The sequence below is a fragment of the Actinomarinicola tropica genome, from assembly GCF_009650215.1.
In the GTDB taxonomy this organism is placed as follows: Bacteria; Actinomycetota; Acidimicrobiia; order Acidimicrobiales; family SKKL01; genus Actinomarinicola; species Actinomarinicola tropica.
Genome location: NZ_CP045851.1, coordinates 380,389 through 404,178 on the forward strand (window position 1 = coordinate 380,389; position 23,790 = coordinate 404,178).

General features: G+C 72.7%; 24 protein-coding genes. 19 read left to right on the plus strand and 5 right to left on the minus strand.

Going from position 1 to position 23,790, the window contains the following annotated elements:
• Positions 1–95 precede the first annotated feature (95 nt).
• The 9 genes from GH723_RS01940 to GH723_RS01980 are packed head-to-tail and all read left to right on the plus strand — an operon-like array spanning position 96 to position 8,702.
• A complete protein-coding gene (locus GH723_RS01940; protein WP_153758070.1) occupies positions 96–1,064 on the plus strand; it encodes a substrate-binding domain-containing protein in 969 nt (322 codons plus the stop codon).
• Positions 1,061–1,981 (plus strand): phosphate ABC transporter permease subunit PstC, encoded by a 921-nt coding sequence (gene pstC, locus GH723_RS01945; protein WP_153758071.1) that lies wholly within the window; start codon positions 1,061–1,063, stop codon positions 1,979–1,981. The genes GH723_RS01940 and pstC overlap by 4 nt, the downstream gene beginning before the upstream one ends.
• Before the next feature lie 8 nt (positions 1,982–1,989).
• Complete coding sequence (pstA, locus tag GH723_RS01950) at positions 1,990–2,958, plus strand: phosphate ABC transporter permease PstA (RefSeq protein ID WP_153758072.1); 969 nt, start codon at positions 1,990–1,992, stop codon at positions 2,956–2,958.
• A gap of 5 nt (positions 2,959–2,963) precedes the next feature.
• Positions 2,964–3,830 (plus strand): phosphate ABC transporter ATP-binding protein PstB, encoded by an 867-nt coding sequence (gene pstB, locus GH723_RS01955; RefSeq protein ID WP_153758073.1) that lies wholly within the window; start codon positions 2,964–2,966, stop codon positions 3,828–3,830.
• Between the two features lie 17 nt (positions 3,831–3,847).
• The gene (locus GH723_RS01960; protein WP_153758074.1) at positions 3,848–4,513 is read left to right on the plus strand and encodes a phosphate signaling complex PhoU family protein; all 666 of its coding nucleotides are present in this window, start codon (positions 3,848–3,850) and stop codon (positions 4,511–4,513) included.
• A 26-nt stretch (positions 4,514–4,539) separates the two neighbouring features.
• Entirely contained in the window at positions 4,540–5,292 is a 753-nt protein-coding gene (phoU, locus tag GH723_RS01965) for a phosphate signaling complex protein PhoU (protein WP_153758075.1), read from the plus strand.
• Positions 5,289–6,449 (plus strand): sensor histidine kinase, encoded by a 1,161-nt coding sequence (locus GH723_RS01970; RefSeq protein WP_153758076.1) that lies wholly within the window; start codon positions 5,289–5,291, stop codon positions 6,447–6,449. The genes phoU and GH723_RS01970 overlap by 4 nt, the downstream gene beginning before the upstream one ends.
• Positions 6,446–7,153: a response regulator transcription factor gene (locus GH723_RS01975; RefSeq protein WP_153758077.1), complete on the plus strand. Its 708-nt coding sequence runs from the start codon at positions 6,446–6,448 to the stop codon at positions 7,151–7,153. Before GH723_RS01970 ends, GH723_RS01975 begins: the two co-directional genes overlap by 4 nt.
• Positions 7,154–7,211: 58 nt before the next feature.
• Complete coding sequence (locus GH723_RS01980; protein WP_153758078.1) at positions 7,212–8,702, plus strand: MFS transporter; 1,491 nt, start codon at positions 7,212–7,214, stop codon at positions 8,700–8,702.
• On the opposite strand, the gene GH723_RS01985 is transcribed toward GH723_RS01980, so the two are convergent.
• Positions 8,685–9,902 (minus strand): zinc-dependent metalloprotease, encoded by a 1,218-nt coding sequence (locus GH723_RS01985; protein WP_153758079.1) that lies wholly within the window; start codon positions 9,900–9,902, stop codon positions 8,685–8,687. The genes GH723_RS01980 and GH723_RS01985 overlap by 18 nt on opposite strands.
• 17 nt (positions 9,903–9,919) lie before the next feature.
• Here GH723_RS01985 and GH723_RS01990 point away from each other — a divergent pair, with 17 nt between their 5' ends.
• Positions 9,920–10,963: an NAD-dependent epimerase/dehydratase family protein gene (locus GH723_RS01990; RefSeq protein ID WP_195210466.1), complete on the plus strand. Its 1,044-nt coding sequence runs from the start codon at positions 9,920–9,922 to the stop codon at positions 10,961–10,963.
• A 7-nt stretch (positions 10,964–10,970) separates the two neighbouring features.
• Here GH723_RS01990 and GH723_RS01995 read toward each other — a convergent pair whose 3' ends face one another.
• On the minus strand, positions 10,971–12,152 hold the full coding sequence (locus GH723_RS01995; protein ID WP_153758081.1) for a S1C family serine protease: 1,182 nt from the start codon (positions 12,150–12,152) through the stop codon (positions 10,971–10,973).
• A 101-nt stretch (positions 12,153–12,253) separates the two neighbouring features.
• Here GH723_RS01995 and GH723_RS02000 point away from each other — a divergent pair, with 101 nt between their 5' ends.
• The 3 genes from GH723_RS02000 to mreB are packed head-to-tail and all read left to right on the plus strand — an operon-like array spanning position 12,254 to position 14,013.
• Positions 12,254–12,736 (plus strand): molybdenum cofactor biosynthesis protein MoaE, encoded by a 483-nt coding sequence (locus GH723_RS02000; protein WP_153758082.1) that lies wholly within the window; start codon positions 12,254–12,256, stop codon positions 12,734–12,736.
• A complete protein-coding gene (locus GH723_RS02005) occupies positions 12,733–12,993 on the plus strand; it encodes a hypothetical protein (protein WP_153758083.1) in 261 nt (86 codons plus the stop codon). The genes GH723_RS02000 and GH723_RS02005 overlap by 4 nt, the downstream gene beginning before the upstream one ends.
• A gap of 9 nt (positions 12,994–13,002) precedes the next feature.
• On the plus strand, positions 13,003–14,013 hold the full coding sequence (gene mreB / locus GH723_RS02010; protein ID WP_153758084.1) for a rod shape-determining protein: 1,011 nt from the start codon (positions 13,003–13,005) through the stop codon (positions 14,011–14,013).
• Between the two features lie 27 nt (positions 14,014–14,040).
• Here mreB and GH723_RS02015 read toward each other — a convergent pair whose 3' ends face one another.
• Positions 14,041–14,622, minus strand: a complete 582-nt coding sequence (locus GH723_RS02015; protein ID WP_153758085.1) for a biotin transporter BioY — start codon at positions 14,620–14,622, stop codon at positions 14,041–14,043.
• Between the two features lie 112 nt (positions 14,623–14,734).
• On the opposite strand from GH723_RS02015, the gene GH723_RS02020 reads away from it, so the two are divergent.
• Positions 14,735–15,508, plus strand: a complete 774-nt coding sequence (locus GH723_RS02020; protein ID WP_153758086.1) for an enoyl-CoA hydratase-related protein — start codon at positions 14,735–14,737, stop codon at positions 15,506–15,508.
• 24 nt (positions 15,509–15,532) lie between these two features.
• Here the strand turns inward: GH723_RS02020 and GH723_RS02025 are convergent, their stop codons facing one another.
• Positions 15,533–16,147 (minus strand): HEAT repeat domain-containing protein, encoded by a 615-nt coding sequence (locus tag GH723_RS02025; protein ID WP_153758087.1) that lies wholly within the window; start codon positions 16,145–16,147, stop codon positions 15,533–15,535.
• A 108-nt stretch (positions 16,148–16,255) separates the two neighbouring features.
• Here GH723_RS02025 and GH723_RS02030 point away from each other — a divergent pair, with 108 nt between their 5' ends.
• Complete coding sequence (locus GH723_RS02030; protein ID WP_153758088.1) at positions 16,256–16,693, plus strand: hypothetical protein; 438 nt, start codon at positions 16,256–16,258, stop codon at positions 16,691–16,693.
• On the opposite strand, the gene GH723_RS02035 is transcribed toward GH723_RS02030, so the two are convergent.
• Positions 16,690–16,914, minus strand: coding sequence for a hypothetical protein (locus GH723_RS02035; protein WP_153758089.1), 225 nt, complete (start codon positions 16,912–16,914; stop codon positions 16,690–16,692). The two genes, GH723_RS02030 and GH723_RS02035, sit on opposite strands and share 4 nt — an antisense overlap.
• Positions 16,915–16,982: 68 nt before the next feature.
• On the opposite strand from GH723_RS02035, the gene GH723_RS02040 reads away from it, so the two are divergent.
• From GH723_RS02040 to GH723_RS02055, 4 genes are all read left to right on the plus strand, one after another.
• Entirely contained in the window at positions 16,983–18,164 is a 1,182-nt protein-coding gene (locus GH723_RS02040; RefSeq protein ID WP_153758090.1) for a YlbL family protein, read from the plus strand.
• A gap of 43 nt (positions 18,165–18,207) precedes the next feature.
• Positions 18,208–20,166 (plus strand): DivIVA domain-containing protein, encoded by a 1,959-nt coding sequence (locus GH723_RS02045; RefSeq protein ID WP_153758091.1) that lies wholly within the window; start codon positions 18,208–18,210, stop codon positions 20,164–20,166.
• A gap of 11 nt (positions 20,167–20,177) precedes the next feature.
• Positions 20,178–23,210, plus strand: a complete 3,033-nt coding sequence (locus GH723_RS02050) for a UPF0182 family membrane protein (RefSeq protein WP_153758092.1) — start codon at positions 20,178–20,180, stop codon at positions 23,208–23,210.
• Between the two features lie 89 nt (positions 23,211–23,299).
• Positions 23,300–23,764, plus strand: coding sequence for a GyrI-like domain-containing protein (locus GH723_RS02055; protein WP_153758093.1), 465 nt, complete (start codon positions 23,300–23,302; stop codon positions 23,762–23,764).
• Positions 23,765–23,790 lie beyond the last annotated feature (26 nt).

Here is a 23,790-nt window from a genome sequence, read left to right on the forward strand (position 1 = left end):
ACCTGCCCTCCGTACCGTCCACCCCCGTGGACCAGGAGCAGGACCGATGCGTGCCGTCCCCGCCGGTACCGAGTCGACGGAAGGCCCTCGCCACCATGGCGATCACCCTGGCAGCCACCATCGCTGCCACCTCCTGCACATCACGCGGCGGTGACCAGCTCGCCGGTGCCGTCGTCGTCTCCGGCTCCTCGACCGTCGAGCCCATCTCGGTCGCCGTGGCCGAGAAGTTCGACGCCGGAGCCGGCAGCCGCGTCTCGCTCGCCGTCGACGGTCCCGGCACCGGCGACGGCTTCGAGCTGTTCTGCCACGGCGAGATCGCGATCAACGACGCCTCCTCGAAGATCAAGCCCGAGCAGATCGAGCAGTGCGAGGAGAACGGCGTCGAGTTCATCGAGCTCTGGATCGGCAACGACGGCCTGACGCTCCTCACCACCGAGCGCAACGATGCCGTGAGCTGCCTCACGCTGGCCGACGTCTACGCCCTCGTCGGCCCCGAGTCCCAGGGCGTCGACGACTGGAGCGACGCCGAGCCGCTCGCCGCCGAGCTCGGGTCCGACACCGACCTCCCCGACCTGCCGCTCACCGTCACCGGGCCCGGCGAGGAGTCGGGCACGTTCGTCAGCTTCGTCGAGCTCGTGATCGAGGAGCTCAACGAGGAACGGGGCCAGCCGGCGACGACCCGTCCCGACTACCAGAGCTCCTCGGACGACAACGTCATCGTCCAGGGCGTGCAGGGCAGTCCGTCCGGTCTCGGGTGGGTCGGCTACGCCTTCGCCCGCGAGGCCGACGGGGTGAAGATCCTCGAGGTCGACGGCGGCGATGGCTGCGTCGCCCCGACCGACGAGACCGTCGCCGACGGCAGCTACCCGATCAGCCGCCCGCTGTTCATCTACGTCAACGCCGAGATGGCCGACGACAGCGCGGCGCTCGACGCCTACGTCGATCTCTACCTGTCAGAGGACGGCATCCGCTCGGTCGCCGAGGTCGGCTACGTGCCCCTCGCTCCCGAGGACCTGGCCGAGACCCGTGCCCGCTGGGAAGCCCGCATCCGAGGAGCCGCATGACCGTCCTGTCCGTCGACGACTTCCGGGGCGACCAGCGCCGGGTCCGGAGGGACGCCCAGGTCCGACGGGCGGTGTTCCTCGCCGCCACCACGTCGATCGTGGTCAGCGTGCTCATCGTCGGTTCCCTGCTCGGGGAGGCGTGGACGTTCATCTCCCAGGTCGAGATGAGCGCCCTGTGGACCGACGGCTGGTTCCCGCGCCGGGGCATGTACGACCTGCGCACAGTCGTCGTCGGCAGCCTCCTCGTCACCGGTGTGGCGATGGTCGTCGCCGTTCCCCTCGGTGTCGGGGCCGCGATCTACCTGTCGGAGTACGCCGACCGACGGGTCCGCAAGTTCCTCAAGCCCTTCCTCGAGATCCTCGCTGGCATTCCGAGCGTCGTGCTCGGTGTGTTCGCCCTGCGCTTCATCTCTCCCGAGGTCGTCCAGCGGGTCATCGACGACGCCTCGCAGTTCAACATGCTGGCGGCGGGCATCGGCGTGGGCATCCTCACCATCCCGCTCATCGCCTCGATCTCCGAGGACGCCATGCGCTCGGTGCCCGACAGCCTCCGCGAGGCGAGCTACGGCATGGGCGCCCGCAAGATCACCACCGTCGTGCGGGTCGTGATCCCCGCGGCGATCTCGGGGCTCGTCGCGGCGTTCATCATCGCCGTGTCCCGGGCCATCGGCGAGACGATGGTCGTCCTCATCGCCGCCGGCGGCACCGGCGGCTCCCTCTTCTCCACCGACGTGACGGGACCGGGCACGACGCTCACGGCGGCCATCGCCTCCCAGGCCGTCGGCACCGACCAGGTGCGGGGCGAGGCGCTCACGTTCCAGAGCCTCTTCTTCGTCGCCCTGCTCCTGTTCCTGACCACCCTGCTGCTCAACGTGATCGCCAACCGGATCGTCCGGCGCGTGCGCGAGATCTACTAGGAGCCGACGTGACCGTCCTCAGCACCCCCGGCGCGATCGCCGAGCGCACCAGCAAGGACTCGGTCGAGCGCCAGCTCACCGGCGGCCGAGCCGACGTCAGCGGTCGGGCCTTCCAGGTCGTCGTCGGCGGCGCGTTGGCCGTGTCGCTGGTCGTCCTCCTCGTGCTGCTCGTCGACGTCGCGACCGACAGCTGGAGCGTCTTCACCACGCGAGGGTGGGACTTCGTCACCTCGAAGCTCTCCTCGCAGGCCGCCGACGCCGGTGTGATCCAGGGTCTCGTCGGCACGTTCTGGATCGGCGTCTTCGTCGTCACCGTCTCCTTCCCCCTCGGGGTGGCCGCTGCGGTCTACCTCGAGGAGTACGCGGTGAAGGGCCGGTTCACGAACCTCGTCGACCTCACGATCCGCAACCTCGCCGGCGTGCCGTCGGTGGTCTACGGCATCCTCGGCCTGACCATCTTCGTCAACGCCCTCCGCCCCCTCACCGGCCCCGACGCCAACGGGCGCTCGATCATGTCGGCCGGGCTCACGCTCGCCATCCTCGTCCTGCCGATCATCATCATCACCGCAGCGGAGGCGATCCGAGCGGTGCCCCAAGGGATCCGCGAAGCGGGGTACGGCGTCGGCGCCACCCGATGGGAGGTCGTCCGCCACCACGTGTTGCCCTACGCGTCGCCCGGCGTCCTCACCGGCACCGTGCTCGCCCTCGGACGCGCGCTCGGCGAGGCCGCGCCGCTCATCCTCGTCGGGGCGACGACCGGCTACCTCAGCCGGGGCGACTCGTTCGTCGACCTGGCGGCGATCCGGGAGCGCTTCGCCGCCATGCCCACGCTCATCGCCAACTGGGCGAGCCAACCGGGCGGCCAGGGCTGGGAGGCCAACACGTCCGCAGCGATCGTCGTCCTGCTCGTCGTCGTGCTCATCGCGAACGGCACCGCCATCCTGCTCCGCAACCGCTTCGAATCGAAGAGAAGGTGACCCCCATGGCCGAGACCACCGTGACGAACCCGCCGGCCGTCGGCATCGACGTCGACACGCTCGGCAGCCCGTCCGGCCCCGCGCCCGAGCTCGGCGAGGTCGTCTTCGACGTCGACGACCTCGACGTCTACTACGGCGAGTTCCGGGCGGTGCGCGACGTCAGCTTCGACGTGCGCAAGCGCCAGATCACCGCGCTGATCGGTCCGTCGGGCTGCGGCAAGAGCACCGTGCTGCGGACGCTCAACCGCATGAACGACCTGATCGACATCGCCCGTGTGGAGGGGTCGGTCCGCTACCACGGCGTCGACCTCTACGACCCGAAGGTCAACCCCGTCGAGGTCCGCCGCCGCATCGGGATGGTGTTCCAGAAGCCCAACCCGTTCCCGAAGTCGATCTACGACAACGTGGCCTACGGGCCGCGCATCGCCGGGCAGAAGAAGGGCCTCGACGACGTCGTGGAGAAGGCGCTGAGGGGCGCGGCGCTCTGGGACGAGGTCAAGGATCGCCTGCACACCTCCGGCCTCGGTCTGTCCGGCGGCCAGCAGCAGCGCCTGTGCATCGCCCGGGCCATCGCCACCGATCCCGAGGTCCTGCTGATGGACGAGCCGTGCTCGGCCCTCGACCCGATCGCCACGGCGCGCATCGAGGACCTGATGCAGGCGATCAAGGACGAGTACACGATCGTGATCGTCACCCACAACATGCAGCAGGCCGCCCGCGTCAGCGACATGACCGCGTTCTTCACCACCGAGGTGAGCGACACGAGCGACACCCGCACCGGCCTGCTCGTCGAGTACGACCAGACCGAGAAGATCTTCTCGAGCCCGGCCGACGAGCGCACCGAGAACTACGTCACCGGCCGCTTCGGCTGATCGGTCGCGTTCGGGGCATGGGTCTGCGGAGCCACTACACCGCCGAGCTCGAGCAGCTGCGCCTGCAGGTCGAGGTCATGACGGTCCGCGTCGAGGAGAACCTCGACCGGATGAGGGGCGCGCTCGCAGGGGAGCCCTCGGGTGTCGCGAGCCTCGCGGCGAGGGTCGACGACGAGGTCGACGCGATGAACGTGTCGCTCACCGAGCGGTGCTACGAGATCCTCGCCCTGCAGACCCCGGTCGCCTCCGACCTGCGCCTCGTGGTCTCGGTCGTCCGGGTGCTCAACGAGCTCGAGCGCATCAGCGACCACGCGGTGCGGATCTGCCGTGACGCGGCAGCGCACCACGCGCCGTGCCACCCCGGCGCGCTCCACGACCTGTTGTTGACGCTCGCCGACGAGACGATCGACCGCTTCCACACCGCACGTCGCGCGTGGGGCGCGATGGACCTCGACCTCGCGGTGAGCCTCGCGAGCGGCTCGCCGCTCGCGGAGGCGCTGCACCAGCGCCTGATCCGCGAGCTCGTGCAGCTGCACGGCCCCAACGCGGTCGAGGTCGCGCTGCGGGCGGCCTCCATCGCCCGTTCGCTCGAGCGCATCTCCGACCACACCACGATCATCGGAGCGCGACTCCGGTACCTCATCACCGGCGATCCGGCCCACCTCGCCGCCGAGATCCGCTGAGTCCGAGCACACTGGAGACCGACCACGTGACCGAGACGACCGGAGAACCGATGGGCGAGGTGCGCAGGGCCTTCCACGAGGAGCTCGACGAGCTCCGCCGCGAGGTGGTGCGAGAGGCCGCGCTCGTGACCGAGGCCATCCCGCGGGGGACCGAGATCCTCCTCGGCGGCGACCTCGAGGGCGCGCAGGCGCTCATCGAGTCCGACGACGAGCTCGACCTGCTGTCGCTCGAGATCGAGGAGCACGCGATCCGCCTGCTCACGCTGCAGCAGCCCTTCGCCTCCGACCTCCGCGCCGTGGTCACCGCGCTGAAGATGAACGGCGAGATCGAGCGCTCCGGCGACCTGGTCATCAACATCGCCAAGGCCTGCCGACGGATGTACGGGGCGACGTTCAGCCCCCGGTGCCGGGGGATCATCGAGCAGATGAGCGAGGAGGCGGCCCGCCTCTACCGCTACGCGATCGACGCCTACGTCGAGGGCAACGCCAGCCTCGCCGGGGCCCTCGACGACATGGACGACCGCCTCGACGCGCTCAACAAGGACTTCGTCCAGGCGATCTTCGAGACGCACGGGCAGGGCGAGATCGACCTCCAGGCGTCGGTGCAGCTGGCGCTGATCGGCCGCTACTACGAGCGCATCGGCGACCACGCGGTCAACATCGGCGACATGGTGCAGTTCATGGTGACCGGCTGGATGCCGGAGCACACCGGCGCCGCCCGGGCCAAGGCCCGGCGCGAGTCCCACCCGCACCCCCAGGACGAGTCGGAGGACAGTTGACCGACCTGCTCGTCGGGGCGCTGGCCGGTGCGCTCGTGACCGCGCTGGTGGCGACGGCGCTGCACCGGAGCGCGGCGCGACGAGCGGACCAGCAGCGCGCCGCCCTGGTCGACGAGCTGGAGGCTGCCGCCCGTGCCGAGCAGCGCATGGCCCGGGCGCTCGACGCCATCCCCCAGGGCGTCGCGATCTGCGACGCCGACGGCGAGATCCTGTTCCACAACGCGAGCGGCTCGGCGTACTCCTCGGCCCGCCACGGCGACGCGCTCGTCGAGGCGGCGATCGACGACCTCCTGCGGCGGGCGGTCGCTGGGGAGGGCAGCGTCGAGACGATCGAGCTCTTCGGCCCCCCGAAGCGCACCCTCGTCATCACCGCCGTGCCGCTCGAGGACGGCGTGGCGGGCCGCGGCGCCATCGCGGTGATCGACGACGTGACCGAGCGGCGCCGCCTGGAGGCCGTCCGCCGCGACTTCGTCGCCAACATCAGCCACGAGCTGAAGACCCCGGTGGGTGCCTTGGCTCTGCTCGCCGAGACGATCATGGACGAGCGCGACCCCGACGTCGTCGAGCGACTCGCCGGCCGGATGCTCACCGAGGCGCACCGCGTGGGCCGCACCATCCAGGACCTGCTCGAGCTGAGCTCGATCGAGGTCGAGGAGGACAAGGTGCGTGAACCGGTGCCCGTCCGCCAGGTCCTCGCCGGGGCCGTCGGACGCATCCGTCCGGCGGCCGACCAGCGCCAGATCCGGGTGGAGCTGCTCGAGCCCGACGACGACCTCGCCGTCGTCTGCGACCGTCGCCAGCTGGTGTCGGCCGTGTTCAACCTGCTCGAGAACGCGGTCAAGTACTCCGAGGCCGGCTCGACCGTGCGCACCTGGGCCGAGGCCGATGGCGACGTGGTCGACATCGTCGTCGAGGACCACGGCATGGGCATCCCGACCCGGGACCTCGAGCGGGTGTTCGAGCGGTTCTACCGGGTCGACCAGGCCCGCAGCCGCCGCACCGGCGGCACAGGCCTCGGACTCGCCATCGTCCGCCACGTGGTCAACAACCACGCGGGCGAGGTCCTCGTCGCCTCTCGCGAGGGCGAGGGCTCCACGTTCACCCTGCGGTTCCCCGTCGGGGCCGCCGATCCCACCGCTCTCGAGAGGACGACATGAGCCAGCCGGAGACGACGGTCCTCGTCGTGGAGGACGAAGAGGCGTTCGTCGAGGCCCTGACCGTGGGCCTCAAGCGCGAGGGCTTCCGGGTCCAGGTCGCCCGCGACGGCGCGGAGGCGCTCGCGCTGTTCGACGTGGTCGCACCGGACCTCGTGCTGCTCGACGTGATGCTGCCCAAGGTGTCGGGCATCGACGTCTGTCGGGAGATCCGGACGAAGTCCAAGGTCCCGATCATCATGGTCACCGCGAAGGCGGCCGAGATCGACACGGTGGTCGGCCTCGAGGTCGGTGCGGACGACTACGTCACCAAGCCGTACCGGCTGCGCGAGCTGGTGGCGAGGATGCGCGCCGTCCTGCGGCGCACGCCGCTGTCGGAACCGGCCGTCCTCTCGGGCGAGTCGATGACCGTCGGCGACGTGACGATCGACCCCGAGGGCCACGAGGTGGTCGTGCGCGGCGAACCGGTGTCGCTCCCGTTGAAGGAGTTCGAGCTGCTCTGCCTCCTCATCGAGAACGCCGGGCGGGTCCTGCCGCGCGAGACCCTGATCGACAGGGTGTGGGGGCTGGACTACGTCGGCGACACCAAGACCCTCGACGTGCACGTCAAGCGCCTGCGGTCGAAGGTCGAGGTCGACCCGTCGCACCCGACGCGGATCGTCACCATCCGAGGCCTCGGCTACAAGTACGAGGTGCCCAGGGCCTGAGCCGTCCGGGCCCGGAGCCCGCGGCGCGCCGCCGTACCATGGCGGGGGTGAGCGCTCCGTGACCGACCAGACCGGCTGGCGTCCGCTCGAGAAGCCGCGTGCCCGGCGCGAGGCCCGCGGGTCGTTCACCCTGTCGCCCTTCGCCCGGCTGGCCCGCACCCACGCCTGCCTCGTCTCGGGCGACACCCTCGTCGCCCTGGCCCTCGCCGGGTCGCTCTTCTTCTCTATCGACCCGAGCGCGGCCCGCTGGCGCGTCGGCCTCTACCTGCTGCTGACGATGGCCCCGTTCGCGGTGGTGGCGCCGCTGATCGGGCCGGCGCTCGACCGCGTCGCCGGCGGTCGGCGGATGATGGTCATCGGCTCCGGCGCGCTGCGCTGCGTGCTCGCGCTCGTGATGGCCCGCCACCTCGACTCGCTGCTGCTGTTCCCCGAGGCCTTCACGATGCTGGTGCTCGGCAAGGGCTACCACGTCGCCAAGAGCTCGCTCGTGCCCGGCACCGTGCGCACCGACGAGGAGCTGGTCGAGGCCAACTCGAAGCTGTCGCTCCTGTCGGGCATCTCCGGCGCCGTCATCGTCGTCCCCGGCGGCCTGGCGATGCTGCTCGGCGGCGCGCCCGCGGTGTGCGTGCTCGCCGCGATCGTGTTCGGCGCCGGTGCGGTGATGGGGCTCCGGATGAAGGCGGAGGCGGTCAGCACCGAGCCGACCGAGGTCGAGCGCTCGGAGCTGCGCGGCGGGGGGATCCGCCTCGCGGCGTCGGCGATGGGCCTCCTGCGGGGCATCGTCGGGTTCCTCACCTTCCTCATCGCCTTCACCCTGCGGGGCACCGTCGAGCAGCCCTACGTCGAGGAGTTCGGCTCCCAGGTGGGCGCGGCGACCCGCGAGGCGATCGGGATGGCGTCGACGACGGTGTCCACCGGTGCGCCGACCTGGCACTTCGGGGTGGCCGCGGCGATGGCCGGCATCGGCGGTCCGGTCGGGGCCCTCGTGACGCCACGCCTGCGCCGGACGGTGAAGGAGGAGCAGATCCTCGTCGGGTCGATCCTGCTGCTCGTGGCGGTCGGTGTGGCGGCGGCGATCCTCGGCGGGCTGGTGGGCGCGGCCCTCATCGCCCTGACCGTGAGCTTCTCGGCGGGTGCCGGCAAGCTGGCCTTCGACTCGATCGTCCAGCGCGACGCGCCCGACGCCGACCGCGGCCGCTCGTTCGCCCGGTTCGAGACCCGCTTCCAGCTCATCTGGGTGGTCGGTGCGGCGCTGCCCGTGGTCGTCGCCATGCCCGGCCGGATCGGCTACCTGCTCATCGCCGGCACGGCGGCGTTCGCCGCGGTCTCCTACGTGCTCGGGTACCGGTTCCTCGAGGCCCACGGTCGGCTGCGCCCCCGCCGGACGCCCGATGTCACCGGCAAGCTGAAGGAGGAGGCGTCGCGCCGGGCCCGTCGGGTGCGGCGCTCCGCGACGCGCCGCCTGCGTCGCGAGGGCGGCATCGTGCCCGGGACCGTGCCCGAGGAGCAGCCGCCGCCGTCGGGGGACGGGTCAGACGTCGTCCGGTAGGTCGATGCGGGCCAGCCAGAGCCCGGGGGCGACGACCTCGTTCGGGGTCGGGAGGTTGGCCGGTGCCGCCCACAGGCGGTCGAGGCCCTCGGTGCCGGCACGCTCGACGACGCCCTCGACGAAGGTCGTGCCCCGGTCGTAGAGGTCCTGGGTGAGGTCGAGCCCGAGGATCTGGCCGGCGAAGCGGTCGGCCGCGGCGGCCTCCACCCGTCGCCGGCGCATGGCCTCGGTGATCTGCCCGTAGCGGCCCATCAGCCGCTCGCCGACGGTGTCCATCACCCAGTCGACGTAGCCGACGACGACGGCGACGAGCGCCTCGAGCCGGGGCAGCAGCTCGGCCTGGGCCGGGGAGCGGATGGCGCCGAGGACGACCTCGGGGTCGCCGAACATCGACTGCACCGAGGCGAGCCCCTGCACGTCGGTGGGGTCGAGGTTGCCGAGGCGCTCCTCGAGCACCCCGGTGTCGGGCTGGAAGTTGGCGGCGAAGCCGGAGAGCATCTCGCGGAGCGCGTCACGCACGTGAGGGACGCCAAGGACGGCGTGGTGGGTGATCTCGTGGAGGCAGACCCACAGGCGCAGCTCGTCGCGGTCGAGGCTCCACTCCTGGCCGAACTCGTCGAGGTTGCGGAGCACGACGAGGATCTCGTCGGTGCCCGGGCGGGGCACCGGCAGGTCGTACTGGCCGAACGAGCGGGTGGCGAGGTGCCCGAGCATCGAGCCGGCGGTCATGCCGAGCATCATCGGCGCCAGCATCTGCATCATCCCGCCGAGCCACTGGTCGACGGCGGCCTCGGGGTCGGCGTCGGGGTCGACGGTGGGCACCGCGGGCGCGTCGTCGCCGGGGGCCGGGCCGAGGGAGCTCGCGATCGACTCGACGAGCGGCTTGTAGACGTCGAGCGACGACGCGAGCCACTGCGTGCGGGTGACCGGCACGACCTTCACCTGGCCGGAGGCGGAGGTGGACAGCCCGGTCGTGGAACCGACGTGGAGGTCGGCGACGCGTGCCAGCTGCTCGAGCTGGAGCCGGTCGACGGGGTCGACGTTCGGCTCGGACTCGCCGCCGGTGGCGATCGACGCCGCCAGCTGCCGGGCCGCGTCCCAGCTGACCGGGCCCTGCTGGGCGAGCATCTTGGCCAGGTCGGCGAAGAAGGGCAGCCCGCCGAAGGGATCGCCCGCACCGAATGGACCGAAACCGCTCATGGGGGCATGGTAAGCCCATGAAGGCCGTCGTCCTCACCGGGTCCGCGGGCGCGCTCGGCCAGCGCGTGCTCGGGCGGCTCGCGGCGCACCCCGACGTCGAGGACGTCGTCGGTCTCGACGTCGTGCCCGACCAGGGTCCCTCGACGATCGGTGTGGCGACGCGGCAGGTCGACCTCCTCCACGACGACCTCGGCGCCGACCTCGAGGGCCGCGACACGCTCGTGCACCTGGCGTCGGTGTTCGCGCCGGAGCGGCGCGGCAACGAGCCGTCGATCGACGTCGAGCTCACCCGTCGGGTCCTCGACGCGGCCCGGCGCGCCGGCACCCGCCACGTGGTGCTCATCTCGAGCGCCACGGTCTACGGCGCGTGGCCCGACAACCCGGTGCCGCTCACCGAGGAGTCGCCGCTGCGACCGAACGACGGCTTCACCTACGCCGTCGACAAGCTCCGCATCGAGGAGCTCGCCGCCGAGCTGCGCACCTCGTCCCCGGGGACGTCGGTCGCCGTTCTGCGCCCCACGGTCGCGCTCGCCGAGGAGGAGCGCAGCTGGGTGAGCGAGGCGCTCGCGTCGGCGGCGTCGGTGCACGCGGGGGACACCGACCCCCCGTCGCAGTTCCTCCACTTCGACGACCTGGCCGACGCGGTGGTGCTGGCCGCGGACCGGGGCCTCGACGGCGCGTACAACGTGGCGCCCGACGGGTGGATCCCGCCCGACCGCATGCGGGCCTTCGCGACCCTGCCCCAGCCGCGGGTCCCGGTGTGGGTGGCCGACCAGGTGGCCCGGTGGCGGTGGCGCCTCGGCCTCACCGCGACGCCGCCGGAGATCCTCCCGTGGACGATCCACCCGTGGGTGGTCGCCAACGACAGGCTGCGGGCCGAGGGGTGGACGCCGGCGCACTCCAACGAGGAGGCCTACGTCATGTGCACCGAGCCCGGCCCGCTCGACACGTTGAGCCCGAAGCGCCGCCAGGAGATCGCGCTCGCCGTCGCGGGCGGTGCGCTGGTCGCGGCGGGGGCCGGCGTGGCCGCCGTGGTGCGGCGCCAGATGGGGAGCCGCTGAGCCCGGCTCAGCTGCGCTCGCCGAGGGTGGCGGTCGCGGTGTGCTCCGCGCCGTCGCGCAGGAAGGTGAGGCTGATCGGGTCGCCGGGTTCGGCGGCCCGGATGAGCGCGGCGAGCGTGCCCATCGACGGCAGCGGCTCGCCGTCGGCGTGGAGCAGGACGTCCCCGGCGCGGAGCCCGGCCGTGTCGGCGGGGCTGTGCGGCACGACGGCGGAGACCAGCGCGCCCTCGGTGGTGCGACGGCCCTCGACGCCGAGCCACGCGTGGCGGGCGTGCCCGAGCTCGATGATGTCGTCGGCCACCTGGCGGACCTCGTCGATGGGGGTGGCCCAGCCGAACGACGCCTCCTCGTCGGCCTTGACGGCGACCCCGACCACCGCGCCCGAGTCGACGACGAGCGGTCCGCCGGCGACCTCGCCGGGCACCGGCGCGTCGAAGCGGATGAGCCCGTAGAGCACGGTGCCGGCGCCGTTCTCGGCTCGCTGCTGGAGGGCGCTGATCGTGCCGGACGAGACCGAGGGCCCGCCGTCCTCGTGCGTGCCGATGGCCATGGCCCACTGGCCGACCTCGAGGTCGGCGGGGGTGCCGTGGTCGACGACCGCGAGGTCGGTGGCGTCGACGCGCAGCACCGCGAGGGCGCTCACCGGATCGGAGCCGACCACCTCGCCGGGCAGGTTGCGGCCGTCGGCCAGCGTGACGAGGACCTCCGACGCCCCCTCGAGGGGGAGGGCGTCGGTGACGAGGTAGCCGTCGGCCCGGACGACGACGGCCGACGCGTCGACGGTGCCGCCCTCGGTGGTGATCGTCAGGTGCGCGACCCCGGGCAGGACGGCCTCGACCGCCTCGGCCGGACCGTTCGGCGGGACGGTGGTGGCGACCGGAACGAGCGAGGAGGGCGCGGCGGACGGCGGGGTCTCGACGATGCGCTCGACGACCCGCTCGCCCATCCCGGTGGCGAGGACGGCGAGCAGCGCCGCCGACGCGCCGACGAGGCTCGAGGCGACGAGGGCGCTCCAGGCGAGGCGCCGCCGCGGCGGGGCGGGGGCGAAGTCGACCGTGTCGGGGATGGAGCGGGCGCCGACGGGGGGCACGCTCCGCATCTCCGACGGGTGGCGCCACAGGCGGTCGTCGGGGTGCAGGGGATCGCCGAACGGCGACGGGTCGTCGTCGGGGAGGTCGTCGTCCTGCACGTTCGGGAGACTACCGAGGGGGTCTGTCGTGGTGTCCGCGCCCCTCTCGTGCGCGCCGGGCGCCGTGCCTCCCGGCGGGCGATCCGCCCTACCATGTCGGGGTGCTCACGCTGGATGACGCCGACACCTGGGTCGCAGTGACCGACGAACCTCTCCCGGTCGACGCCGCCGCCCGCTGGGCGGTGCGCCCCGACTGCGGTGCCGTCGTGTCGTTCTCGGGCACGGCGCGCGACCACGCCGAGGGTCGTCCGGGGGTCTCCCTCCTCGAGTACGAGGCCTACACCGAGCAGGTCGTGCCCCGGCTGGAGGCCATCGTCGCCGAGGCCCGACGTCGCTGGCCGGACCTCCGGCGCATGGCGCTGATCCACCGCACCGGCCCGGTCGAGGTCGGCGAGTCCGCGGTGGTCGTGGTCGCCTCCTCGCCCCACCGCGACGTCGCGTTCGACGCCGCCCGGTTCGGCATCGACACCCTCAAGGCCACGGTGCCGATCTGGAAGCGCGAGCGCTGGGACGGCGGCGAGAGCTGGGGCCTCGAGCCCCAGCACATCCAGGAGGTCGCCGGACCGGTGGAGGCCGCCCCGTGAGCGGCGCCGGCTTCCTCCTCATCGCGCTCGTCGTCGGCGTGCTCGGCACGATGTTCGTGATGGCCCGGCACCGCCAGGGCACCCGGCCCGACGACGCCATGGCCGAGTTCCGGCGCGAGATGCAGGCGCTCGCGCCACCGGGCGACGGACCGCCGCCCGACGAGCCGCGCCGCTTCCCCCACCGCCCGTACCCGGGGGTCGCGCCGCTGGGTCCCGACGACCGCTCGCGCCCCGACGCGGGTTCCGGCGCACGGTAGGGGACCGCCCTGGCACGCGACCTGGCCATCGACCTCGGGACCGCGAACACGCTGGTCTACGCGCGCGGGGAGGGCATCGTCATGAACGAGCCCACCGTGATCGCGCTCAACAACCAGACCGGTGACGTCCTGGCGATGGGCCACGAGGCCTGGCAGATGATCGGCCGGACGCCGTCGAACATCGTCGCCGTCCGCCCGCTGCGCCAGGGGGCGATCACCGACTTCGACATCACGCAGCGGATGATCCGCCTCGTCCTCCAGCGGGTGGGCGTGTCCCGGTTCAACCGGCCCCGCGTGGTCATCTGCGTGCCGTCGGCCATCACCGCGGTCGAGCGCCGGGCCGTCACCGAGGCCGCCCGCCGAGCGGGAGCGGCCGACGCCCAGCTCATCGAGCAGCCGATGGCGGCCGCGATCGGCGCGGGCCTGCCGATCAACGAGGCGATCGGCAACATGGTCGTCGACATCGGCGGCGGCACGTCCGAGACGGCCCTGATCTCGCTCGGCGGCATCGTCGCCATCGAGGCGGTGCGCGTCGGCGGCTTCGACATCGACGGCGCCATCCAGACCTACATCCGCCGCGAGTACGGCATCGCCATCGGCGAGCAGACCGCGGAGCAGATCAAGGTCACGATCGGCTCCGCCTATCCGGTGAACGAGGACCTCAACGCCGAGGTGCGCGGCCGTGACCTCGTCAGCGGTCTGCCGAAGACGGTGCTGCTCACGCCGGCGGAGGTGCGTGAGGCCATCGAGGAGCCGGTGAGCGCCATCGTCGACTCGGTCATCACCTGCCTCGGCGCCGCGCCCCCGGAGCTGGCCCAGGACCTCATCGGCCAGGGCATCCACCTCGTCGGCGGTGGCGGCATGCTCGCCGGCCTCGACGTGCGCCTGGCGGCCGAGACCGAGGTCGACGTCCACCTGGTCGAGGCCCCGCTCGAGGCCGTGGTGCTCGGCGCCGGCCGGTGCATCGAGTCCTACGAGGCGCTCAAGGCGATGTTCATGGGGTCCCGCCCGACCCGCTGACGCGAGCCGGGCGGGCACCGCCAGAGCTCAGTCGCGGCGGGCGAGGGCCCACGCGCCGGGCAGGAGCAGGCCGGCGGCCGCGAGCTTCACGAGGTCGCCGCCGAGGAACGGGGTGAGGCCGGCGTCGATCGCCGCGCTGGCCGACATGTCGTAGGAGTGGGCGAGCCAGCTGACGCCGAGGGCGTAGATGATCGCCGAGCCGGCGAGCATCGCGGGGACCGACGTGAGGACGCGGCGGTCGTGGCCGCGCTCGGCGAGCCAGCCGACGACGGCGGCGGCGACGACGAACCCGACCAGGTAGCCGGCGGTGCCACCGGTGGCCGCGGCCCAGCCGCCCTCGCCGTCGGCGTAGATGGGGGCACCGGCGGCGCCGACCGCGAGGTACAGCACCTGGCTGGCCACGCCGAGCTTCGTGCCGAGCGCGGCGCCGGCGAGGAGGACGGCGAAGGTCTGGAGGGTCACGGGGACGGGGGTGCCGGGGATCTGCACGGAGATCTGGGCGCCGATCGCGGTGAGCGCCGCGGCGCCGACGACGAGGCTCACCGCCCGCAGGCGCGTGGCGGGGAGCAGGTCGGCGAGGGTCGCGGTGGGGGCGACGGTGGCGTGCACGGGGGGACCTCCGGGGTGCGGGTGGGGGGACGGTGATCGGACCTGCGACCGTCCGGACGGGACGGCGGTTACCTTCGCGCACGCGGGGTTCCCCGCACGAAAGGAGCGCCCGATGTCCGACGACCTGGTCGTGGTGGACCGGCAGGGTCCGGTCGTGAGGATCACGATGGACCGCCCGCAGCGCCGCAACGCGTTGTCGCTCGAGATGCTGCGCGCCCTGACGGCGGCGATGCGCGACGCAGGGGAGAGCGACGCCACCGGGGTCGTGCTCGCGGGCAACGGACCGGCGTTCAGCGCCGGGCACGACATGGCCGCGATGGCCGGCGCCTCGCTGCCGGAGATGCGCGAGCTGCTGTGGACCTGCACCGAGCTGATGGAGCTGATCCAGGCGATCCCGCAGGTGGTCCTCGCACGGGTGCACGGCGTGGCGACCGCCGCGGGGTGCCAGCTCGTGGCCACCGCCGACCTCGCCGTCGCGGCCCGCTCCGCGCGGTTCGCCGCGCCCGGCGGCAAGGGCGGCTGGTTCTGCACCACGCCGATGGTGGCGATCGGGCGCAACGTGGGCCGCAAGCAGGCGGCCGAGATGGCGCTGACCGGCGACGAGATCGACGCCGACACGGCGCTGGCCTGGGGCCTGGTGAACCGGGTGGTCCCCGACGACGAGCTCGACGCCGCGGTGGACGAGCTGCTCGCCCGGGCCACGAGGGGGAGCGCGGCGTCCCGCGCCATCGGGAAGCGGGCGCTCCACACCCAGCTCGGCATGGACCAGCGGTCCGCCTACGCCTACGCCGTCGAGGTCATGGCCGCGGCGAGCCAGCTCGAGGACGCCCGCGAGGGCATGGCGAGCTTCGTAGAGAAGCGGCCACCGGAGTGGCGCCACCGCTGAGCAGCTGCTGGTGCGGGGGATCGCTCAGTCGGCGAGGAGGTCCTCGGCCGCCTGGCGGACCTGCCAGTCGCGGTCCTCGGTGGCGCGCTGCAGGGCGGCCTCGACCTCGGGGCCGTCGAAGGGCGCGAGCGCGATCACCGCTCGACGGCGGACGGTGGCGATGTCGCGGGTCGCGGCGAGGATCGTGTCGAGCGCGGCCTCGTCGCCGATCGCGCCGAGTGCGGCCACCGCCGCCTCCCGGCAGAGGGCGTCGGCGTGGGTCCGCACCACGTCGCAGAGCGCCGCGCTCGCGGTAGGAGCCGGCGGTTGCTGCTCGCCGAGCGCCCAGGCCGTCACCTCGACGATGCGGTCGTCGGGGTCGTCGAGCAGCGCGACGAGGTCGGGCGGCGCGTCGCCCGGCCAGGCGGCGGCCAGCTCGACGGCCCGGCGGCGGACGGCCGGGGCGTCGTCGGCGAGGCCGGCCTCCAGGTCGTCGAGCGTGAGCGCGCCGGCGCGGTCGAGCGCGCCGAGGGCCGCGGCGCGCACCGCGGGGTCCGGGTCGTCCACGTGGGCCCGCACGGTCGGGACGTCACCGCGGTGCCCGGCGACCGCCACCGCCCGCAGCCGGTCGCCACTAGCGTGAGCACCGGCGCGGTCCACGTCTCATCCCCCTCTGTCGTCCATCGGCGGTCCTGGGCCGTCCGGCCCACCGGATCCCTCAAGTTCTCGGTGCCCGGCTCCGATGGATTCGAACCGAAAGGAGCCGCCGTGTCGTACATGGTCATCTTCCGCACCCCCGAGGGCAAGCCTGGCTACCAGCAGGCCGAGGAGGTGCACGAGGTCGTCGAGACCGTCGAGCGCCTGCGCAACGAGGACGGGGTCGAGAACGTCCGCATCTACCGCATGGAGGAGGTGGCGTTCGAGTACAAGGTCCGGTACACGGTCGAGCTGAAGGACCCCTCCGGCGCCACCGAGGACACCCCGGCCGTCGAGGCCGCGCCGTCGCCCGCGCCGGCCACCGAGACGCTCTCGTGGGACGACGACGAGGCCGCATCGGGTGACGCCCCGGCGCCGTTCGACCAGATGGCCGTCGACCACACCGAGGCACCCCGCTGGGGCGAGCCCGCCGAGGAGCAGGGCGAGCCGGTGGGCGTCGGCGACGAGGGCGACGACAGCCAGGCTCGCCGGGGGCTCTTCGGCCGCTAGCTGACGATCCAGTCGAGCAGGAAGAACAGCCCGAGGAGGCTGATCCCGAAGGCCACCGTGAGGAGGATCCCGAGGACGACGAGGAGCAAGCCGAGCTCGATGGCGGAGAGCACCTTCCGCCAGAGCGGCACCGCGACGTCCTCGGGGTCGACCCACGGGACGGGGTCGACGATGCGCACCGACGGCGGCGCCGGCTGACGGGAGGCGCGGCGGGAGATCACGTTCCTGCGGGCATCATGGTCGTCTCCGACCGTGGCCCCCGACTCGTCAGCTGGGATCCGATCCGCCGATGCTACCTCCCGAACCGACCGGCTCCCCGAGCCTCACCACGTCGTCGGCCGCGTCGGCGCCTCCCCCGCAGCCGCCGGTCGTGCACCCCGCGCCGGGGTCTCGGCGTCGGCGCCGGTGGGCGTGGGCGCTCTCGGTCCTGGCGTTCGTGCTCGTGGCCTCGGGCATCGCCGTCGCGGTGGTGCAGATCCCCTACTACTCCTTCTCGCCCGGCTCGCTGCGCCCCACCAGCGACCTGGTGCGCATCGACGGCCCACGGATCTACGACCCCGACGGCGACGTGCTGCTGACCACGGTCTCGATCTCGAGCCGACGGCTCACGATCTTCGAGGCGTTCCTCGGTTGGCTCGACCCGACGGTCACCGTCGTGCCCGAGGAGGAGGTCCTCGGACCGCAGGGCCACGACCGCGAGGCCACCCGGCAGTTCAACCTCCAGCTGATGGACACCTCCAAGGAGGTCGCCACGTACGTCGCGCTCGACCGGCTCGGCTACGAGGTGTCGCTCACCGGCACCGGCGCCCAGGTGATCGAGGTCGTGCCGGGGTCGGCCGCGGACGGGGTCGTCGAGCCGGGCGACACGATCGTCGCCGTCGACGGCAGCCCCGTGGCGCTGGCGAGCGACCTCGGTTCGGCGATCGACGAGATGTCGCCCGGGGACGAGATCGTGCTGACCGTCGAGCCGCTCGGCGAGGAGGGCACGGAGGAGCGCCCGGTCGAGCTCGGTGCCCGGGAGGACGATCCGGACGCCGCGCTCCTCGGCGTGACGATGCAGACCCGCGACGGTGCGTTCGTCTTCCCGTTCGACGTCGAGTTCGCCACCGGCCAGGTGGGCGGGCCGTCGGCCGGGCTCAGCTTCACCCTCGTCCTGCTCGACATGTTGACGCCGGGCGAGCTCACCGGCGGTGAGGTGATCGCCGCCACGGGCACGATCGACGCCGATGGCGTCGTGGGCCCGATCGGCGGCATCGAGCAGAAGGCCGCAGCCGCCCGCCGCGACGGGATCGACCTGTTCCTCGTGCCCGCGGCGACGGCGCCGAACGAGCTCGAGGCCGCCCGGCGACAGGCCGGGGACGAGGTCGAGATCGTGCTCGTCGAGGACCTCGACGACGCCCTCGAGGTGCTCGAGGCGCGGGGCGGCGACCCCCTCCCGGAGCCCACGGTGGAGGCGGCCGAGGCGGCCTGAGGCGTCCCCCCGATCGGGGGGCGACGGTCGTACGATCGGCGCGATGGCCGACCTCCCGTCCGATCCCGGCGCGCTCGATCCCGACTCGATCGGGCGGCGCGAGTTCACGACGACGTTCCGCGGGTTCGACCAGCAGGAGGTGCGCGCCTTCCTCAACGAGCTCGGGCGGGAGCTGCGCATGTCGGCGACGCGCGAGGCCGACCTGCGTCGCCAGCTGTCCGACGCCGAGGCGCGCGCCGGCGCCGCCGAGGAGCCCGACGAGAGCCGACTGACGGCGCTGCTCGGCGAGGAGACCGCTCGCATCCTCGACGCCGCCCGCGAGGCCGCCGCCGAGATCCGGGGCAAGGCCGAGACCAAGACGGCCCAGCTGGTGCGGGAGGCCCAGGACGAGGCCGCGGTGATGACGAGCGAGGCGTCGGAGGTTCTGCGCCTGCGCACCACCGAGGCCGAGGAGGCGGCGGCGGAGATCCGCAGCACCGCCGAGGCCGAGCGCGACCGCCTGCTGTCCGACGCCAACACCGAAGCCGACCGGGTGCTCACCGAGGCCCGGGCCGAGGCGGAGCGGCTCGTCGCCGAGGCGATCGAGGAGGCCGAGCGGCTCCGTGCCGAGTCGGAGTCGGCGCACGAGCAGGCGGCGGCCGAGGCCGCCGCGGCCGTGGAAGCGGGCCGGCAGGAGGGCCGCGAGATGGTGTCGGAGGCCCAGGTGGTGCGGGAGCGCATCCTCACCGACCTGGCTCGGCGCCGGAAGTCGGCCCGCGCCCAGCTCGAGCAGCTGCGCGCTGCGCGCGAGCGGCTCCTCGAGGCCTACGCCGTCGTGCGCCGCACCGTCGACGAGGCGACGACCGAGCTCGACCTGGCGGTGCCCGCCGCCCGGCGCGCCGCGGAGGCCGCGGGCCGGCGCGTCGAGGACGAGGACGAGATGTCGGTCGAGGAGATCGAGGCCGAGCTCGACGCCGGTCGCTTCGCCGGTCTGCCGCTGCTCGACACCGGCGAGGTCGAGCGGGTGCCGGCTCCGTCAGAGCCCGCGGCAGCGGCGGAGCCGGAGCCGGAGCCGGTGGCAGAGGCCGAGCCCGACGCCGAGCCGGAGATGGAGCCCGCGGCCGTCGCGGAGCCCGAGGCCGAGCCGGAGCCGGAGCCGGTCGCCGAGACCGAGCCGGAGCCCGACGACGAGCCCGACGCCGAGGTCGAGGACGAGGCCACGGTCACCGACATCTTCGCCCGCCTCCGCGCCGAGGTCCCCGAGCCCGACGAGGCCGACGAGGACGGCGACGAGCTGGACGTCGAGGCCGACGAGGCCGCTCCCGCCGACGAGGCCGCGCCCGAGGACGAGGACCACGAGGAGACCGTCCTCGAGCGGCGCGATCGCGACGCGGTGCCGCTCGAGCGCGACCTGGCCCGGATGCTCAAGCGCCAGCTGGCCGACGACGAGAACGACAAGCTCGACCTCATCCGCCGCCGCGGCAAGAAGGACCCGGTCGACGCCGTGCTCGGCGAGTCCGACGCCCACCGTGCGGCCTACGCCGACGTCGTCCGCGACGTGCTCGCCGCAGCGGCCGAGGCCGGTGCCGGGTTCGCCGGGAGCCTCCTCGAGGACGACGGCATCGAACCCCAGCCGGCCGACGTCGACGTCGAGGACCTCGTCGACGAGCTGGTCGTGGCGCTCGTCGACCCGATCCGGGACAAGGTCGAGGACCTCCTCGAGGGGTCCGAGGGCGACGATGCGCTCGACGGCGTGCGGGCCTGCTACCGCCAGTGGAAGGGCCGCACCGGCGACCTCGCCGGCCAGTACGTGCACGCCGCGCTGAACCGCGGGGTGTACGCGGCGATCCCCGACGGCACCCCCGTCAGCTGGGTCCTCGACGACAGCGCGGGGCCCTGCCCCGACGGCGCCGACGACGCGCTCGGCGGCGCGATCCCGAAGGGTGAGGAGTTCCCGACGGGGCACCTCCACCCGCCCGCGCACGGCAACTGCCGCTGCCTGCTCGTTCCAGGCGTCCTCTAGGCTCCGGGCCCATGCGGCCCCCCACCCAGATGCCTCGTCCCCCGCGCCGGTCGTCGAACCGGGGGCGGATCATCCTCGTGGTCGTCCTCGTCGCGGCGTTCCTGCTCGTCACGTCGCTGCGGGGGATCGCCGGCGTCTACACGGACTACCTCTGGTTCGACGCCCTCGAGCTGGGCGAGGTGTGGACGGGCGTCGTCGGCGCCCAGATCATCCTGGCGACGATCTTCGTCTCGCTGTTCTTCGTGCTGATGTTCGCCAACCTGTGGGTGGCCGACCGCCTCGCCCCACGGTTCCGCCCCACCGGCCCCGAGGAGGAGCTGCTCGAGCGGTACCACGACGTCGTGGGCCCCCGGGCCAACCTGGTGCGGGCCGGCATCTCCCTCGTCTTCGCCCTCATCGCCGGAGCGGGCACCGCGAGCCAGTGGAACTCGTGGATCCTGTTCCGCAACCGGGTCGACTTCGGTGTCGACGACCCGCAGTTCGGGATGGACGTCGGCTTCTACGTCTTCCAGCTGCCGTTCCTGTCGTTCCTCACCAGCTGGCTGTTCGCGGCGTTCATCATCATCCTCATCGTCACCGCCGCCGCGCACTACGTGAACGGCGGCATCCGCGTGCAGATCTCGGGCGAGAGGGTCACCCCGCAGGTGAAGGCCCACCTGTCGGTGCTGCTCGGCATCCTCGCCCTCGTCCGGGCCGCCGGCTACTGGCTCGACCGCTACGAGCTGAACTTCTCCACCCGGGGCCACGTGGACGGCGCCGGCTACACAGACGTCAACGCCCAGCTGCCCGCCATCCAGCTGCTCCTGCTCATCTCGCTCTTCGCCGCTGCGCTGTTCCTCTACAACATCCGCCGCCGCGGCTGGGTGCTGCCGGTCGTCGCCGTCGGCCTCTGGGCGTTCGTGTCGATCGTGATGGCCGGCATCTACCCGGCGTTCATCCAGCGGTTCCAGGTCGACCCGGCCGAGTCCACCCGTGAGGCGCCCTACATCGAGCGCAACATGGAGGCGACCCGCCAGGCGATGGGCATCGACGACGTCGAGGTGCGCGACTTCGCCTACCAGCCGACGCTCGACGCCGAGGACATCCAGAACAACCAGGACATCATCCGCAACATCCGCCTGCTCGACCCGACGATCGTCAACGACACGTTCCAGCGGCTCCAGGCCGACTTCGGCTTCTACCGGTTCAACGACCTCGACGTCGACCGCTACATGATCGACGGCGAGCTCACCCAGGTCGTCGTCGGCGCCCGGGAGCTGAACCCCGACGGCATCCCGATCGACTCCTGGGAGGGCCAGACCCTCGCCTACACCCACGGCTACGGCCCGGTGGTCGCCCCGTCGAACGCCATCGACGCGTCGGGCCGCCCGAGCTTCGTCGTCGGCGAGGTCCCGATCGAGGGCGACGCCAACATCGGCCGCGAGATCACCCAGCCCCAGATCTACTTCGGCGAGCAGCTCTCGGGGTACTCGATCGTCAACACCGATCGGCGCGAGATCGACTACGAGGTCAACACCCCGGAGGGCGAGGACGAGGAGGCCGCGGTCGTCGAGTACACCGGCGACAACGGCGTGCAGGTCGGGTCGTGGCTGCGCCGGGCGGCGTTCGCGCTGCGCTTCGCCGACTACAACCCGCTGATCTCCGACTACATCCGGTCGGACTCGCAGATCCTCTACATCCGCGACGTGCGCGAGCGGCTCGAGACGGTGGCGCCGTTCATCCACTTCGACGCCGACCCCTACGCGGTCGTCATCGACGGCGGCGTGTCGTTCGTCGTCGACGGCTACACGACCACCGACCGCTACCCCTACGCGCAGCGGGCCGACCGCGAGCAGCTGCAGCCGGGGAGCGGGCTCGACCACGACTTCAACTACGTGCGCAACTCGGTCAAGGCCGTCGTGAACGGCTACGACGGGGAGGTCACCCTCTACGTCGTCGACGACGAGGACCCGCTCGTCCGGGCCTACCGCCAGGCGTTCCCCGGCCTGTTCGCCGACATGGACGAGATGCCGGACGGCCTCGAGGACAACCTTCGCTACCCGGAGGACCTGTTCACGATCCAGACCAACATGTTCGGTCGCTACCACCTGACCGAGGTGGCCGAGTTCTACAGCCAGAGCCAGGCATGGGACGTCGCCCAGGACCCCGGCATCCGGGTGGGCGAGGGCGACACGAGCAACATCACCACCGAGACCGGCGAGGTCACCGGACGCACCCGAGAGGACCGGATCGAGCCGTACTACCTCCTCATGCGCCTGCCCGAGGAGGAGGAGCAGTCCTTCGTGATGCTCCGGTCCTTCGTGCCCATCTCCCAGAACGACCAGCGCAAGGAGCTGCGCGCCTTCATGGTCGCCGAGAGCGACCCCGACGACTACGGGCGCCTCGTCACCTACGTCACCCCGGGCACCGACGTCGACGGTCCTGGCATCGTCAACGCCAACATCGTGGCCAACGAGGTGATCGCACCCCAGATCTCCCTCCTCAACCGGGAGGGGTCCGAGGTCCTGCTCGGCGACCTCATCCTCGTGCCGATCGAGGACTCGATCCTCTACGTGCGGCCCCTCTACACCCAGGCGTCGGGCCAGACCCAGGTGCCCGAGCTGCGCCATGTGATCGTCGCCTCAGGCGAGCGGATCGTCATGGAGGACTCTCTCCAGGAGGCGCTCGAGGAGCTGTTCCCGGGTTCGTCGCCGGAGACCCTCGAGGACCCTGAGTTCGTCGAGGGCGAGGAGACCGAGGGTGAGGGCGAGGAGCCCGCCGAAGGCGAAGGCGAGGAGGGCGAAGGCGAGGGCGAGACGGGTGGCGAGACCGATCCCGAGGTCGAGGCCACCGTCGAGTCGCTGCTCACCGAGGCCAACGACCTGCTGGAGGAGGCCGACGCCGCTCTGCGCGACGGCTCGCTGGCCGAGTACGAGCGGCTGGTGAACGAGGCCCGGGACCGGATCGCCGAGGCGATCGCCATCCGCGACGGTGAGGGCGAGGACGACGCCGGCGGGGGTGGCGCGACCACGACGACGTCGGCGCCACCGCCGGACTCCACCTGACCGATGGGTTCCGCAGGCTCGGTGCGTCGGTAGGCGTGTCGGCACGGCGCCGGCCCGGCGCCCCGAGCTCGAGCACAGGAGGTGACGTCGTGGACATCGGCGTCCAGCAGGAGGAGACCCGGTCGGTGGCGTTCGTGCGCCGCACCGTCCGCATGGACGAGATCCGTGGGTTGTTCGACGAGGCGTTCGGCAAGCTGCCGGGCCTGATCGCGGATGCCGGTGGGACGATCACGGCGGCCCCGTTCGGCTGGTACCACGGCATGCCGTCGGACGTGATCGACGTGTCGGTCGGCTTCCCCGTCGAGGGCATGGCGCCGGGCACGCTCGCCGCCGACGAGGACGTGATGGTCGACGAGCGGATCGGCGGTCGCGCCGTCGTCGCCGTGCACGTCGGGTCCTACGAGGCCCTGGGCGACAGCTACGGCCAGGTGATGGCGTGGATCGAGGAGAACGGCGAGGTGCCCCGCGACGACTTCTGGGAGGAGTACGTCTCGGATCCGACCGAGACGTCCGAGTCCGAGCTCCAGACGCGCATCGTCGTCCCCGTCCGCTGACGCCCTCGCTCCTTCCCCGGCGCGGC